General features: G+C 67.8%; 13 protein-coding genes. 4 read left to right on the forward strand and 9 right to left on the reverse strand.

Annotated features, from left to right (window positions below):
• Positions 1–9: 9 nt before the first annotated feature.
• Positions 10–876, reverse strand: a complete 867-nt coding sequence (gene phhA / locus ACIQCS_RS10195; RefSeq protein ID WP_345849906.1) for a phenylalanine 4-monooxygenase — start codon at positions 874–876, stop codon at positions 10–12.
• Positions 877–938: 62 nt separating this feature from the next.
• Between phhA and ACIQCS_RS10200 the strand changes: the two genes are divergently transcribed.
• Positions 939–1,568, forward strand: coding sequence for a TIGR02117 family protein (locus tag ACIQCS_RS10200; protein WP_345849907.1), 630 nt, complete (start codon positions 939–941; stop codon positions 1,566–1,568).
• Positions 1,565–2,275 carry an alpha/beta hydrolase gene (locus tag ACIQCS_RS10205; protein ID WP_345849908.1) on the forward strand — a complete coding sequence of 237 codons (711 nt, stop codon included), beginning with the start codon at positions 1,565–1,567 and terminating at the stop codon, positions 2,273–2,275. Before ACIQCS_RS10200 ends, ACIQCS_RS10205 begins: the two co-directional genes overlap by 4 nt.
• Here the strand turns inward: ACIQCS_RS10205 and ACIQCS_RS10210 are convergent.
• Genes ACIQCS_RS10210 through ACIQCS_RS10225 form a run of 4 tightly spaced genes read right to left on the reverse strand, consistent with a single transcriptional unit; the run spans position 2,272 to position 4,191 of the window.
• Entirely contained in the window at positions 2,272–2,571 is a 300-nt protein-coding gene (locus ACIQCS_RS10210; RefSeq protein ID WP_345849909.1) for a putative quinol monooxygenase, read from the reverse strand. The genes ACIQCS_RS10205 and ACIQCS_RS10210 overlap by 4 nt on opposite strands.
• Before the next feature lie 7 nt (positions 2,572–2,578).
• Positions 2,579–3,208 (reverse strand): hypothetical protein, encoded by a 630-nt coding sequence (locus ACIQCS_RS10215; RefSeq protein WP_345849910.1) that lies wholly within the window; start codon positions 3,206–3,208, stop codon positions 2,579–2,581.
• 8 nt (positions 3,209–3,216) lie between these two features.
• Entirely contained in the window at positions 3,217–3,573 is a 357-nt protein-coding gene (locus ACIQCS_RS10220; protein ID WP_280278040.1) for a GntR family transcriptional regulator, read from the reverse strand.
• An 18-nt stretch (positions 3,574–3,591) separates the two neighbouring features.
• Positions 3,592–4,191, reverse strand: coding sequence for a nitroreductase (locus tag ACIQCS_RS10225; RefSeq protein ID WP_345849911.1), 600 nt, complete (start codon positions 4,189–4,191; stop codon positions 3,592–3,594).
• 132 nt (positions 4,192–4,323) lie between these two features.
• Between ACIQCS_RS10225 and ACIQCS_RS10230 the strand changes: the two genes are divergently transcribed.
• Both ACIQCS_RS10230 and ACIQCS_RS10235 read left to right on the forward strand, forming a co-directional pair.
• A complete protein-coding gene (locus ACIQCS_RS10230) occupies positions 4,324–4,596 on the forward strand; it encodes a hypothetical protein (protein ID WP_280278044.1) in 273 nt (90 codons plus the stop codon).
• 156 nt (positions 4,597–4,752) lie between these two features.
• A complete protein-coding gene (locus ACIQCS_RS10235; RefSeq protein WP_345849912.1) occupies positions 4,753–6,549 on the forward strand; it encodes a peptide MFS transporter in 1,797 nt (598 codons plus the stop codon).
• Positions 6,550–7,270: 721 nt separating this feature from the next.
• On the opposite strand, the gene ACIQCS_RS10240 is transcribed toward ACIQCS_RS10235, so the two are convergent.
• The 4 genes from ACIQCS_RS10240 to acs all read right to left on the reverse strand — a co-directional run bounded on the left by ACIQCS_RS10240 (position 7,271) and on the right by acs (position 12,786).
• Complete coding sequence (locus tag ACIQCS_RS10240; RefSeq protein WP_345849913.1) at positions 7,271–7,942, reverse strand: spermidine synthase; 672 nt, start codon at positions 7,940–7,942, stop codon at positions 7,271–7,273.
• Positions 7,943–8,237: 295 nt separating this feature from the next.
• Positions 8,238–10,268 carry a M13 family metallopeptidase gene (locus ACIQCS_RS10245; RefSeq protein WP_345849914.1) on the reverse strand — a complete coding sequence of 677 codons (2,031 nt, stop codon included), beginning with the start codon at positions 10,266–10,268 and terminating at the stop codon, positions 8,238–8,240.
• A gap of 68 nt (positions 10,269–10,336) precedes the next feature.
• Positions 10,337–10,846 carry an O-acetyl-ADP-ribose deacetylase gene (locus tag ACIQCS_RS10250; protein WP_345849915.1) on the reverse strand — a complete coding sequence of 170 codons (510 nt, stop codon included), beginning with the start codon at positions 10,844–10,846 and terminating at the stop codon, positions 10,337–10,339.
• Complete coding sequence (gene acs, locus ACIQCS_RS10255; RefSeq protein WP_345849916.1) at positions 10,843–12,786, reverse strand: acetate--CoA ligase; 1,944 nt, start codon at positions 12,784–12,786, stop codon at positions 10,843–10,845. Before acs ends, ACIQCS_RS10250 begins: the two co-directional genes overlap by 4 nt.
• Positions 12,787–12,819 lie beyond the last annotated feature (33 nt).

Genomic DNA, 12,819 nt, shown 5'->3' on the forward strand with positions numbered 1-12,819 from the left:
ATGAGGAGGCTAGCGTTTCGAGTTGGCATATTCCTGGGTGCCGCGGGTGATCACGTCGTCGCCCGGCAGGATCTCGGCGATCGGGATGTCGGGCTGGCCGAGGATCTCGTCGTAGAGCGGGGCGAAATCGGTCTCCACCGTGGCGCGCAGCAGCTCGGCATAGCTCGGGATGACGAAATAATTCTGCTGGAAATCGTCGATCCGATAATCGGTGCGCATCACGCGCTTCAGGTCGAAGCCGATGCGGTTGGGGCTGTCGCTCTCCAGCGCGAACACGCTCTCGGCAAAGGAAGAGACGATCCCCGCGCCATAGATGCGCAGGTCGCCTTCCTCGCGGACCAGCCCGAACTCCACCGTGTACCAGTAGAGCCGGCCGAGCTGCTTCAGCGCGCCCAGCTCGAGCGCCCGGTTGCCGCCGCGGCCATAGGCCTCGAGATAGTCGGCGAACACCGGGTCGGCGAGCATCGGCACATGGCCGAACACGTCGTGGAAGACGTCCGGCTCCTGGATATAGTCCAGCTGGTCGGGCCGGCGGATGAAGTTGCCGGCGACGAAGCGGCGATTGGCCATGTGATCGAAGAACACATTGTCGGGCACCAGCCCGGGCACCGCCACCACTTGCCAGCCGGTGAGCTTCATCAGCCGCTCGCTCAGTTCCTCGAAATTGGGAATGCCCGATTCGGAAAGCCGCAGCGCGTCGAGGCCCTTGAGATAGGCCTTGCTCGCCCGGCCTGGCAGCAGCTTCGCCTGGCGCGCATAGAGCCTGTCCCAGGTTGTGTGTTCTTCGGCAGTATAGGCCTGCCAGTTCTGCGGGATCGTCCAATCGGCCGATGCACCCTCGGGCGGGTGATCGAGCACATGCGTGTCTTGAGCCATGAAAATAGCATAGCATGCGATGGTGCAGGTGCGAAATGGGGGATGGCCGGTTGCGGACATGGATGCGGATATCGATACGGCTGATCGGGGTGTTGGTGCTGCCGGTGGCGCTCTATCTCGTCGCCGCGGCGCTGGGTGCGGGGTTCGCCGTCAATGGCGGGCGGGCACCGCCGGCCACGGGCGTGCGCATCTATGTCGCCGACAATGGTGCGCATACCGACCTGATCCTGCCCGCCGCCGCGTTCCGCGACATTGCCCGGCCCGAGCATCTGGGCGATCCCCGCTACGGCGCCGAGCCTTATCTCGCCATCGGCTGGGGCAATCGGGACTTCTACCTCCACACCGCCCGCTGGCGCGACATCGATCCCTGGCGCACCGCCAAGGCGCTGGCCGGCATGGGATCGACCGTGGTCCATGTCGCCCATGTGCCCGCACCGCGCGTGGACGGATCGGTGCGCGCGGTGCTGCTGCGGCCCGAGGAATATCGCCGGCTGGTCGCCTATGTCCGGGGCAGCTTCGCCGCGGGGCCGGTGGTGCGCGGCTATGGCGCGCGCGACGCCTTCTATTCGGCCAAGGGCGGCTATAGCGCGCTTCGCACCTGCAACGAATGGACCGGCCGGGGCCTGCGCGCGGCGGGCGTGCGGATGGGCATATGGACGCCGCTGCCCTGGGGGGTAATGCTGTGGCTATGATCCCGCAAACCGCCACCGAGCCGCCGCCCCGCCTTGCCTTCGCGCTCGAGCCGCCCCGCGCCGCGCTCACCCTGGCCGAGCTCGCCCGGTTCCGCATCGCCGGGCTGCCGCGGGGAGACGGCCGGCCGGTGCTGGTCTCGCCCGGCCTGGGCAACACCGATCGCTCCAACTTCGTGCTGCGCGGCATGCTGCGCCGGCTCGGCTATCGCCCCTATCCCTGGCGGCTCGGCCGCAATTTCGGCGTGCGCACCGTGGGCCCCGATTGCGAGAAGCTGATCGCCCGCGTGGAGGAGATCGAGCGCGAGACCGGCGGGAAGGTTACGCTGATCGGCGTTTCGCTCGGCGGGGTGATGAGCCGCATCGTCGCGCATCGCCGTCCCGATCTGGTCCGCGCCGTCCTCACCGTCAGCGCGCCTTTCGCCGGCCCGCCCGGCGCCACCAACGTATGGCGCGCCTTCCAGGCGCTTACCGGCGAGAGGATCGCCGATCCCGCCGTGATCCGCCGGCTGGAGGAAGCGGCGCGGCCGCTCCCCATGCCATCGGCCGCGATCTGGAGCCGCAGCGACGGGTTCGTGAACGGGCTGATCTGCCAGGAGGGCGAGGGCGCCGAATGCCGGGCGGTCGAGGTGCGCAGCGGCCATCTGTTCGTCCAGATGAAGCCACAGGTGCTCCGCGCCGTGGCGGAGATATTGGGAAGCTGGGACTAGGCCGGCCGGCCGCCATCCGCCTCGAACAGGGTCAGATCGCGATCGCCGATGCCGAACCCGGGCCAGGCGGCCCGCCATGCCCGGATGTGCGGGCTGGTCCCGTGCGCCGCCAGCGTCGCATGGTCCGCCCAATGCTCGGTCACATGGATCAGCCCGGGATCGAGCACGTCCTCGCCATAGCTGTAGTGGAGGCAGCCTCCCTCGGCGCGGCTGGCCGTGACCATCGCCGCCATCGCCTGCCGCGCGGCAGGCAGGTTGGCGGGGGGCAGCCGGAAGGTGCCGGTGATGATCAGCATGGGCCGCCTATGCCGCCCGGCCGCGCGGCCAGCAGAGGAGAAGGAGCAGCGCCGCGGCCGCATGGCTGGCGAGGATCGCGGCGGGCACGCCGTTCCACATCGGCTCGGCGGGCAGCAGCGCACCCATCAGCATGCGCTTGAAGAACAGGTCCCACAGCATCGGCAGCACGAGCAGGGCCGCGAAGCCCGCCATCCGGTGCCGGCGGGGCAGCCGGCGCCAGGCGAGGACGAGCGGCGGCAGCGCGAGCGCCACGGTGAGCGCCAGCATCGCGGGAAAGCCGAGGGCATCGCCGAACAGCGCCCTGCCGATGATCCGCTCGTCGCCGCCGCCCGTCGCCGCGGTGACGATCCGCGCGAACGGCAGGTTGGCGAAGATCAGGAACAGGCCCAGCGGACCGCGCAGCGCGGCGCCCGCATAGATCAGCAGCCAGCTGAGCGCCGGCCCGGCCAGCGCCGCGATCCAGGCGGCCGAAGCCGGGCAGGCATCGGGCAGGGTGAAGCTGGCTAGCGTCATGCCGCCCCAGGCGCCGCAGACGATGCGGCCGGCGAAATGATGGGCCAGTTCGTGCGCGCCGAGGCAGAGCCACGAAAGCGCGGCGAGGAACGGCAGCGCGCGGGCGCCGGGCCAGCGGGACATGGTCCGGCTCAGGCGGTTTCGCGGTCGAACAATTCCCGGGCGTCGAGGCCGAGCAGCGCGATATGCTCCTTCACGCGCGGCCAATAGCCGGTGAGGAAGCGCTCGCGCTCGGCGATCCGCAGCTTCTCCACCGCGCCCGGCAGCACGAACATGCCGACGCCGCGACGCACCTCGACATAGCCATCGTCCTGGAAGCTCTGATAGGCCTTGGCCACCGTGAGCGGATTGGCGCCATGCTCGGCCGCCAGCGCGCGCACCGACGGAAGCTGATCCCCTGCCCGGTATTGCCCGCGCAGGATCGCCGCGGCGATGCTGGCGCGCAGCTTGAGGTAGACCGGGCTGTCCTCATGCTCTAGCGCTGTCATGCTGCGATAATACACCAATCAGGCGTCGGGTCCATACCCCGGATTCCACGTATGTACGATTTCGGACAGTATGGGCCGCGGGCGCTCCTCCAGCGGCAGGGCGGGGGTGCCGATGAAGACGAATCCGGCGATCTTCTGTGGCGCTGTCCCGAACAGGTCGCGCACCGCGTCCGAATAGGCGGCCCAGCCGGTGATCCAGGCGCCGGCGAAGCCCATGGCATGCGCGGCGTGGAGCAGGTTCATGCAGGCGGCGCCGGCGGAGAGCTCCTGCTCCCAGGCCGGGATCTTGTGCGGCACCACGGGCGCGGAGAGCACCACCACCAGCGCCGGTGCCTGGCTGGCGAACTGGAGCGCCGCTTCCTCGTCGCGCGCCGTGCAGTCGGCCTTCTCGCTGCGCAATATCGCGACGAGCCGCTCGCCCAGCGCGGCCCGCGCCGCCGGGGGCACGATCACGAAGCGCCAGGGGAAGAGCTTGCCATGATCGGGCGTGCGCGCGGCGATCCCGATCATCGCGTCGAGCTGCTCGGGCCCGGGCCCGGGCCCGGCCATGTCGCGCGGCTTGCCCGAGCGGCGGGTGCGGAGGAGCGAGAGCGGGGTGGAGGTGTCGTTGAAGGCCATGGGGCGCATCTAGGGTCGGCATGCGGGCGCGCCAAGCCGTGGAGTGCGATCGAAACGGTGGTAAAACGATTCGACTGCCCAACGGTTCGGCGGGAAGCTCGCCGCCGGAAGCCGGTATCGAGGAGGAAGGGCATGACCGAGGGCGAGGCGCTGGTTGCGGATCCGCGTTATCCGCAGGCCGGCAGGATCAAGGCCGTCACCTGGCTGGACGCAACCTCGGGCGTGATCACTCTCAATGGACCGCTCAGGACGCCATATCGGCAATTCGCGATAGCGGCCACCGTCTTTGCCGTCAGCAGGGCCAGCAGCGGTGCCAGACGGTTCGAATTCTCCTATAGCGGCGGGCGATCGCCGGATCACATTCGCGGCCTGCTGAAGGTGGGCGCCACCATCGTGCTCCAATAGAGCGGGCTCGCATGTCAGCGCGTTGCTCCGATGCGCGCCGTCCGGGATGCTGCGCACAACGGCCCATGCTTTACAGCCGCTTCATTCCGTCTAGTTTGGCCGCCCATGCGCCGGGCCTATGGCCCGGAACCGAATATCTAAAGGGCAATAAACCGCATGGTCGAAACTCCAACCGCCGACAGTCCGGCAGAGCCGGACATCACCCACGTCAATCCCGCCGCGGAGAAGACGTGGTTCGGGCATCCCCGCCAGCTGGCGCGCATGTTCACCACCGAGATGTGGGAGCGCTTCGGCTATTACGGCATGCGCGCGCTGCTGACGCTCTACCTCACGCAGCATTTCATGTTCGGCGACCGCGAGGCGACCGGCCTTTATGGTGGCTACACCGCCCTCGTCTATCTCACCCCGCTGATCGGCGGCTATCTGGCCGACCAGTATCTGGGCTCCAAGCGCGCGGTGAAGTTCGGCGCGATCATCATGTCGCTCGGCTATCTGATCCTCTGCTTCGGCGGCCCCACCGCCAAGCCGCATGCGACGATCGACGGCCAGCGCTACGAAGTCTCGATCGGCAAGTCGGCGGAGGGCAAGGAAGTCCGCTACGTCGTCGACGGCGCGAAGCAGCTCGAGATCAAGGGCAATGACGACGGCACCGTCGACCTGCTCGATGCCGGTGCCGTCGCGCGCAAGGTCGCCAAGGGCAGCTTCGAATCCGGCGCGGACCGCAGCGCCTTCTACGTGATGGTGATGCTGATCGCGCTGTCGATGGTCTCGGTGGGCAACGGCTTCTTCAAGCCGAACATCTCCACCATGGTCGGCGAGCTCTACGAGCAGGGCGACCGACGACGCGACAGCGGCTTCACCATCTTCTACATGGGCATCAACACCGGCTCGCTCTTCTCGCAGATCCTCTGCCCCTGGCTCGCCGTGGCCTATGGCTGGAGCTGGGGCTTCGGCCTTGCCGCGATCGGCATGATGATCTCCTGGGCGCTGATCCAGTTCAACGGCGGCAAGCTCGACGGCTATGGCGAGCCCCCGGCCAAGCCGGGCGTGAACGCGCAGCAATGGATCATCTATGCGGTGGCGCTCTGCGTCGTGCCGCTCTTCTACCTGCTCTACGTCAACCTGATGCACTCGGCCGCGCCTGCCGCGGGTTCCGGCTTCCTCGGCTATGTCGCGTCGCTGCCGCTGATGGGCAAGCTGCTGTTCGGCTCGTTCCTGCTCGGCGTGCCGGCGATCCTGGTCTGGTCGTTCGTCGCGGGCAGCAGGACCGAGTTCCAGATGATGCTGGCGGCGATGGTGCTGATCGTCTTCAACGTGGTGTTCTGGACGCTGTTCGAGCAGGCGGGCTCGTCGCTCACTCTGTTCGCGGACCGCAACACCGATCTCTCCGTGTTCGGGCTGTTCACCATCACCGCGGGCCAGACCCAGTTCTTCAACGCGGCCTTCATCGTGCTGCTCGCGCCCTTCATGTCGATGCTGTGGACCGCGCTGGCAAAGCGTGGGCTGGAGCCGTCGATCCCGGTCAAGTTCGGCATCGCGCTGATCGGCGTGGCGGCGGGCTTCCTGCTGCTCGTCTGGGGCTCCCGCTATGCCGATGCCAATTTCCAGGTGGGCATCTGGTGGCTGGCCGGCCTTTATTTCATCCATTCCTTCGCCGAGCTGTGCATCTCGCCGGTCGGCCTGTCGATGATCACCAAGCTGTCGATCGCGCGCGTGGTCGGGCTGATGATGGGCGTGTGGTTCCTGTCGATCTCGGTGGCGCAATATTTCGCCGGCGTGATCGCGCAGTTCGCCAGCGTCGACACGGTGGGTGGCCAGGTGACCAACCTCAAGACCAGCCTCACCGTCTATGTCGACGTGTTCACCACCATCTCGATCGCGGCGATCCTCCTCGGCGTGCTGCTCCTGCTGCTGAGCTGGCCGCTGAAATATTGGATGCACGGCGTGAAATAAGCGCCGCGCATTCCGCGCAAACGAAAGGGGTCCGCGCGCAAGCGCAAACGAAAAGGGCCCGTGCGCAAGCGCAAACGAAAAGGGGGAGCGTCGCCGCTCCCCCTTTTTGCGTGTGCCGGCGGCGCCCGGTCAGGCGGCGAGGCGCAACTCGACCTGCTCGTCGGCGACGGGGCGGGGCGCCTGAGCGGCGACCGGCAGCGTGACCTCGCGGCGAGCGGCGAGGAAGAGCGAGATAAGCGAGAACATCGTGAAACCCTCATGCGTGCATGCTTTGCTGCGATGCAGCAACGGGGCAAATGGGTCAGGGTTGCGCTTTCCGCAACTGCAATGGGTTGGGGAGTGAGTTGCAGGAAGTGCAACCATCTCTCCTTCGGCATGCTGAACTCGCTTCAGCATCCAACGCGCGATGGGCGGAGCGCTTGCGCTTCGTGCCTGTCGCTTGCCGATAGCTGGACCCCGAAACAAGTTGGCGTTTATCCCCTTGGGCTAAGGACACCCCATTCCGTCATCCCCGCGCAGGCGGGGATCCAGGGTCAGGCGCGGCACGGGTGCAAGGCATTCCCGGCACTTCCGGAGAGCGTTCGCGCGGTGGCGCCGATATCCCGCAACTACCCTGGATCCCCGCCTGCGCGGGGATGACGGCGATCGGGCACTCCTTGTCTTTACGGGACAAGCGCCAACTTGTTTCAGGGCGACGGGGCGCAGAGGCCCGTCCGGATCGTTACCGCTTCCGCCCGAACCAGATCACGTGCCGCGGGCCCTTGCCGTTGCTGCGCGCGCGGACCGCGACTTCCTCCACCTGGAAACCGATATCCTTCATGCGCCGGGCAAAGGCGTTGTCGGGCGCGGCGGACCAGACCGCCAGCACGCCGCCCGGCTTGAGCGCCTCCCATTGCTTCTGCAGCCCGCGCGGCGAATAGAGCCGGTCGTTGGCGTCGCGGGTCAGCCCGTCCGGGCCGTTGTCGACGTCGAGCAGGATCGCGTCATAGGTCGCGCGCGCGCGGCCGATCACCGCGGCGACGTCGTCGAGGATCACGTCGACGCGCGGATCGTCGAGGCAGCCGGCGGCCAGCTCGGCCATCGGCCCCTTCGCCCATGCGATGATCTCCGGCACCAGCTCGGCGACGGTCAGCCTGGCCTCCGGGCCCAGCACCGCCTGTGCCGCGCGCAGGGTGAAGCCCATCCCATAGCCGCCGATCAGCAGATGCGGCGCCGCGCCGTCGAGCCGTTCGCAGCTCATCACTGCCAGCGCTTCCTCCGAGCCGCTCATCCGGCTCGACATCAGTTCGTTGCGATCGAGCACGATCATGAAGTCGCGCCCGCGGCGGAACAGGCGCAGCGCCTCGCCCCCGCCGGGGACGATCGCGGTATCGATGAGTTCGCGTGGAGTCATGCGCCCCTTTGCCGCGCCCGGCCATGCGGTTGCAATGTAGGATTTCGTCTGATCGGCTGTCGGCAGCCGGCGCGCTGCCCGGCCGCTCTTTGAAGCCGTTGGAAAGATAGGATCAGCCGCGCGTAACGATATTGCGCCGGCACCCGGGCCGCCGCGCTCGCCATATGTCGGGACCTTTCGTGACTTTCCGCCGCCCGGGGCGGGCCGTTGCCCGAGTCGCGGGAACGCGCATGTAGGAAAACGAAAACGGCCCGGCATCGCTGCCGGGCCGCTTCCTTCGGTGAAGCCCGAGGGCTTACCAGATGTGCACGCGCTGCGCGGGCGCGAGGTACAGCTTGTCGCCCGGCTGGATGTTGAACGCCTTGTACCAGGCGTCGACGTTGCGGACGATGCCGTTGACGCGGAACATCGCCGGCGAGTGCGGGTCGGTCAGCGCCAGCTGGCGGGCGGTGCCCTCGCGCAGCTTGGTCTGCCAGGCCTGGGCATAGGCCAGGAAGAAGCGCTGGTCGCCGGTCAGCCCGCCGATCACCGGCGCCTTGCCATGCTCGGCCTGATAGCGCTGATAAGCGCCGTACGCCGCCTCGACGCCGCCCAGGTCGCCGATATTCTCGCCCAGCGTCAGCGCGCCCTGCACATGGGTGCCCGGCACGGCCTCATAGGCGTCATATTGAGTCGAGAGCGCCTTGGTCCGGTCGCCGAACGCCTTCTTGGCGCCGTCGGTCCACCAGTTCTCGAACTTGCCGGTCGGGCCGAACTGGCTGCCCTGGTCGTCGAAGCCATGGCCCATCTCATGGCCGATGATCGCGCCGATCGCGCCATAGTTCACGGCCGCATCGGCATTGGGATCGAAGAAGGGCGGCTGCAGGATCGCGGCCGGGAAGGTGATCTGGTTGGAGAGCGGATTGTAATAGGCGTTCACCGTCTGCGGGGTCATGTCCCACAGGGTGCGGTCGACCGGTTTGGGGAAGCGCGACAGCTCGAGTTCGTGCTGGAACTCGCCCGAACGCATCGCATTGCCGAGCAGGTCGCCGCGGACGACCTTGAACGACGAATAGTCGATATATTTGTCCGGATGGCCGATGCGCGGCTCGAAGGCGGCAAGCTTGGCGAGTGCCTTCTGCTTGGTCCCTTCGTCCATCCAGGTCGAGGCGGCGATGCGCTCCTTGTAGGAGGCGCGCAGATTCTCGATCAGCTCGGCCATCTGCTTCTCGGCCGCGGGCGGATAATATTTCGAGACGTAGATCGCGCCGACCGCCTCGCCGAGCGCGCCGTTGACCAGCTGCACGCCGCGCTTCCAGCGCTCGCGCTGCACCTTCACGCCGGACAGCGTCTGCGAATAGAAGGCGAAGCGGGTGTCGTCCAAGGCCTTGGGCAGGAACTGCGCATGATCGCTGACGAAACGATAGGCGAGATAGTCCTTCCAGGCCTGGAGCGGGGTGGCGGTCATCAGCTTGCCGAGCGCGGTGACGGCGGTGTTCTGCGTCATCAGCACCTTGGGCGAGCTCTCGAGACCGGCGGTCTTGAGCATCAGCGCCCAGTTGAAGTCGGGCGCCTTGGCCTTGAGGCCGGCCAGCGTCTGCGGGTCGTTGAGCTTGGCGATGTCGCGGCTCTCGGCCGGCGACCACTGGACCTTGGCCATCGCGGTCTCGAGCGCGACGATCGCATCGGCCTTGGCGGCGGCATCGGGGATGCCCGCCAGCTCCTGGATCTTCTGGACATAGGCGCGATAGGCCTTGCGGAAGGCATCGTACTTCTCGCCCTCGAGCAGGTAATAGTCGCGGGGCATGCCCAGGCCGCCCTGGCCGGTGACCGCGGTGTAATGCGTCGGATCGGCGAGGTCGGGGATGATCCCCAGCTCGACCGGCGAGGCATAGCCGACGGTGGCGAACAGCACCTGCAGCGCGTCGAGGTCCTTCACGCCGTTGATCCTGGCGAGATAGGGCTTGAGCGGGGCGGTGCCGAGCTTCTCGATGCCGGCCTCGTCCATCCAGCTGGCGTAGAAATCGCCGACCTGCCTGCCCGAGGCGCCATAGGCCGAGGGGTTCTTCGCCATGTCGTCGAGGATCGCGCGGACATTCGCCTCGGCCTCGATCGAGAGCAGCGTGCCGAAGCCGGCCGAGGCGCGGTCCGCGGCGATCTCGACGCGGTCGTTCCAGCCGCCGTTCGCGAAGGTCCAGAAATCGTCGCCCGGCTTCACGCTCGGCTTCTGCGCGGTGAGGTCGACGCCGAAGCTGCCATATTTCGGCTTGGCGGTCTGCGCCATCGCCGGCGAGACGGCGAGCAGTGCCACGCCGGCGGCCAGACGCACCATGTTGCTGATCTTCATGTTGAGGATTCCCCCGAAAGACTGTGTTAGCCGGATGTAACGCCGGGTAGTTACACTCGCAACGGGTTTCAGCTTCGCAATTCCTGTTCGTAGGCGGCGGTGACCTCGGTGCCGAAAGTGGCGAAGATCAGCTGGAGCTCGGGGTCCTCGTCCAGCGCCCGGCGCGCCTCGGCTACGGCGATCCTTGTCGCCGCCGCGACCGGATAGCCATGGACGCCGCAGCTGATCGCCGGGAAGGCGAGCGTGCGGAAGCCATGGGCGCGGGCGATCGCGAAGCAGCGGCGATAGCAGCTGGCGAGCAGTGCGGGCTCGTCATGCCCGCCGCCGTGCCAGACCGGGCCGACGGTGTGGATCACATGGCCGGCGGGCAGGCGATAGCCGCGCGTGAGCTTGGCATCACCGGTCGCGCAGCCGCCCAGCGCGCGGCACTCGGCGAGCAGCTCGGGGCCGGCGGCACGGTGGATCGCCCCGTCCACGCCCCCGCCGCCGAGCAGCGAATTCTTCGCCGCGTTGACGATCGCATCCACGTCGAGGCGCGTGATGTCCCCCTCGACGATCCGGATGCGATCCCCGCTCATCCCACGCGGTTCTTCACCAGGTCGTCGACCACCGAGGGATCGGCGAGCGTCGAGGTGTCGCCCAGCGACGAGACGTCGCCCTCGGCGATCTTGCGCAGGATGCGGCGCATGATCTTGCCCGAGCGGGTCTTGGGCAGGCCCGGCGCGAACTGGAGCGCGTCGGGCGTCGCGATCGGGCCGATCTCGGTGCGGACCCATTTGATCAGCTCGGCGCGCAGGGCCTCGTCGGCGGTGCAGTTCGCGTTGAGGGTGACATAGGCATAGATGCCCTGGCCCTTGATGTCGTGCGGCATGCCGACCACTGCGGCCTCGGCGACCTTGGGGTGGAGCACCAGTGCGCTCTCCACCTCGGCGGTGCCCATGCGGTGGCCCGAGACATTGATCACGTCGTCGACCCGGCCGGTGATCCAGTAATAGCCGTCCTCGTCGCGGCGGCAGCCGTCGCCGGTGAAATATTTGCCGCGATAGGTGGTGAAATAGGTCTGGAAGAAGCGTGCATGATCGCCCCAGACGGTGCGCATCTGCCCCGGCCAGCTGCGCGCGATGACGAGGTTCCCCTCGGTCGCGCCGTGCAGGACATTGCCTTCGCCATCGACGATCTGGGGGTCGACGCCGGGGAAGGGGCGGGTGGCCGAGCCGGGCTTGAGCGGCGTCGCGCCGGGCAGCGGGGTGATCATGTGGCCGCCGGTCTCGGTCTGCCACCAGGTGTCGACGATCGGGCAGCGGCCCTCGCCGACCACGTCGTAATACCAGCGCCACGCCTCGGGATTGATCGGCTCGCCGACCGTGCCGAGCAGCTTGAGCGACTTGCGCGACGTGGCGGTGACATATTGGTCGCCCTCGCGCATCAGCGCGCGCAGCGCGGTGGGGGCGGTGTAGAGGATCTCGACCTTGTGGCGGTCGACCACTTGCCAGATGCGGCTGGCATCGGGCCAGTTGGGCACGCCTTCGAACATCAGCGTGGTGCCGCCGTTCGCGAGCGGACCATAGACGATATAGCTGTGCCCGGTGACCCAGCCGATATCGGCCGCGCACCAATAGACCTGGCCGGGGCGATAGTCGAAGACCAGCTCGTGGGTCAGGCTCGCCCAGAGCAGATAGCCGCCCGAGGAATGGAGCACGCCCTTGGGCTTGCCGGTCGAGCCCGAGGTGTAGAGGATGAACAGCGGGTCCTCGGCGCCCATCGGCTCGGCCGGGCAGTCGGCCGGAACCTCCGCGGCGGCGGCGTGATACCAGACGTCGCGGCCTTCCTGCATCGGCACGTCGCCGCCGGTGGCCTGCACCACGATCACCTTCTCGAGGCAGCGGACATGCTCGGCGGCCGCATCGACATTGGTCTTGAGCGGCACCTTCTTGCCGCCGCGCCGGCCCTCGTCGGCGGTGATCACCACGGCGGAATCGCAGTCGGTGATGCGGCCCGCCAGGGCTTCCGGGGAAAAGCCGCCGAACACGACCGAATGGATCGCGCCGATCCGCGCGCAGGCCAGCAGCGCGAACGCCGCCTCGGGAATCATCGGCATGTAGATGGTGACGCGGTCGCCCTTGCGGACGCCCTGCGCCTTCAGCACATTGGCGAAACGGCTGACCTCGGCATGGAGCTGGCGATAGGTGTAACGCCGCGGCGCCTCCTCCGGCGCGTCCGGCTCCCAGATGATCGCGACCGCGTCGCCGCGCTTCGCCAGATGCCGGTCGATGCAGTTCGCCGCGACGTTCAGCTTGCCGTCCGCGAACCAGTTGATCCGGAAATCGCTTTCGTCGAACGACCAGTCGCCGGCGATCTCCGGGCGCTTCACCCAGTCCAGCCGGCGCGACTGCTCGAGCCAGAAGCTGCCCGGATCGGCGAGGCTCATGCCGTAGAGCTTCTCATAGCCTTCAGCATCCACCCGGGCGCCGTGCGCCCAGCTTTCCGGTACGGGGTGGACGCTGACGGTATCGCTCATCGCTACGGGCTCCTCATTTTATTGGCGTCTCTC

Origin of the sequence: Sphingomonas sp. NPDC092440, assembly GCF_044754985.1 — a bacterium.
Lineage (GTDB): Bacteria > Pseudomonadota > Alphaproteobacteria > Sphingomonadales > Sphingomonadaceae > Sphingomonas.

What these genes read in the sequence shown, in the direction of transcription:
- phhA (WP_345849906.1), bottom strand. Translation starts at nt 876, where the DNA reads ATGGCTCAAGACACGCATGTGCTCGATCACCCGCCCGAGGGTGCATCG.
- ACIQCS_RS10200 (WP_345849907.1), top strand. Translation starts at nt 939, where the DNA reads ATGCGGATATCGATACGGCTGATCGGGGTGTTGGTGCTGCCGGTGGCG.
- ACIQCS_RS10205 (WP_345849908.1), top strand. Translation starts at nt 1,565, where the DNA reads ATGATCCCGCAAACCGCCACCGAGCCGCCGCCCCGCCTTGCCTTCGCG.
- ACIQCS_RS10210 (WP_345849909.1), bottom strand. Translation starts at nt 2,571, where the DNA reads ATGCTGATCATCACCGGCACCTTCCGGCTGCCCCCCGCCAACCTGCCT.
- ACIQCS_RS10215 (WP_345849910.1), bottom strand. Translation starts at nt 3,208, where the DNA reads ATGTCCCGCTGGCCCGGCGCCCGCGCGCTGCCGTTCCTCGCCGCGCTT.
- ACIQCS_RS10220 (WP_280278040.1), bottom strand. Translation starts at nt 3,573, where the DNA reads ATGACAGCGCTAGAGCATGAGGACAGCCCGGTCTACCTCAAGCTGCGC.
- ACIQCS_RS10225 (WP_345849911.1), bottom strand. Translation starts at nt 4,191, where the DNA reads ATGGCCTTCAACGACACCTCCACCCCGCTCTCGCTCCTCCGCACCCGC.
- ACIQCS_RS10230 (WP_280278044.1), top strand. Translation starts at nt 4,324, where the DNA reads ATGACCGAGGGCGAGGCGCTGGTTGCGGATCCGCGTTATCCGCAGGCC.
- ACIQCS_RS10235 (WP_345849912.1), top strand. Translation starts at nt 4,753, where the DNA reads ATGGTCGAAACTCCAACCGCCGACAGTCCGGCAGAGCCGGACATCACC.
- ACIQCS_RS10240 (WP_345849913.1), bottom strand. Translation starts at nt 7,942, where the DNA reads ATGACTCCACGCGAACTCATCGATACCGCGATCGTCCCCGGCGGGGGC.
- ACIQCS_RS10245 (WP_345849914.1), bottom strand. Translation starts at nt 10,268, where the DNA reads ATGAAGATCAGCAACATGGTGCGTCTGGCCGCCGGCGTGGCACTGCTC.
- ACIQCS_RS10250 (WP_345849915.1), bottom strand. Translation starts at nt 10,846, where the DNA reads ATGAGCGGGGATCGCATCCGGATCGTCGAGGGGGACATCACGCGCCTC.
- acs (WP_345849916.1), bottom strand. Translation starts at nt 12,786, where the DNA reads ATGAGCGATACCGTCAGCGTCCACCCCGTACCGGAAAGCTGGGCGCAC.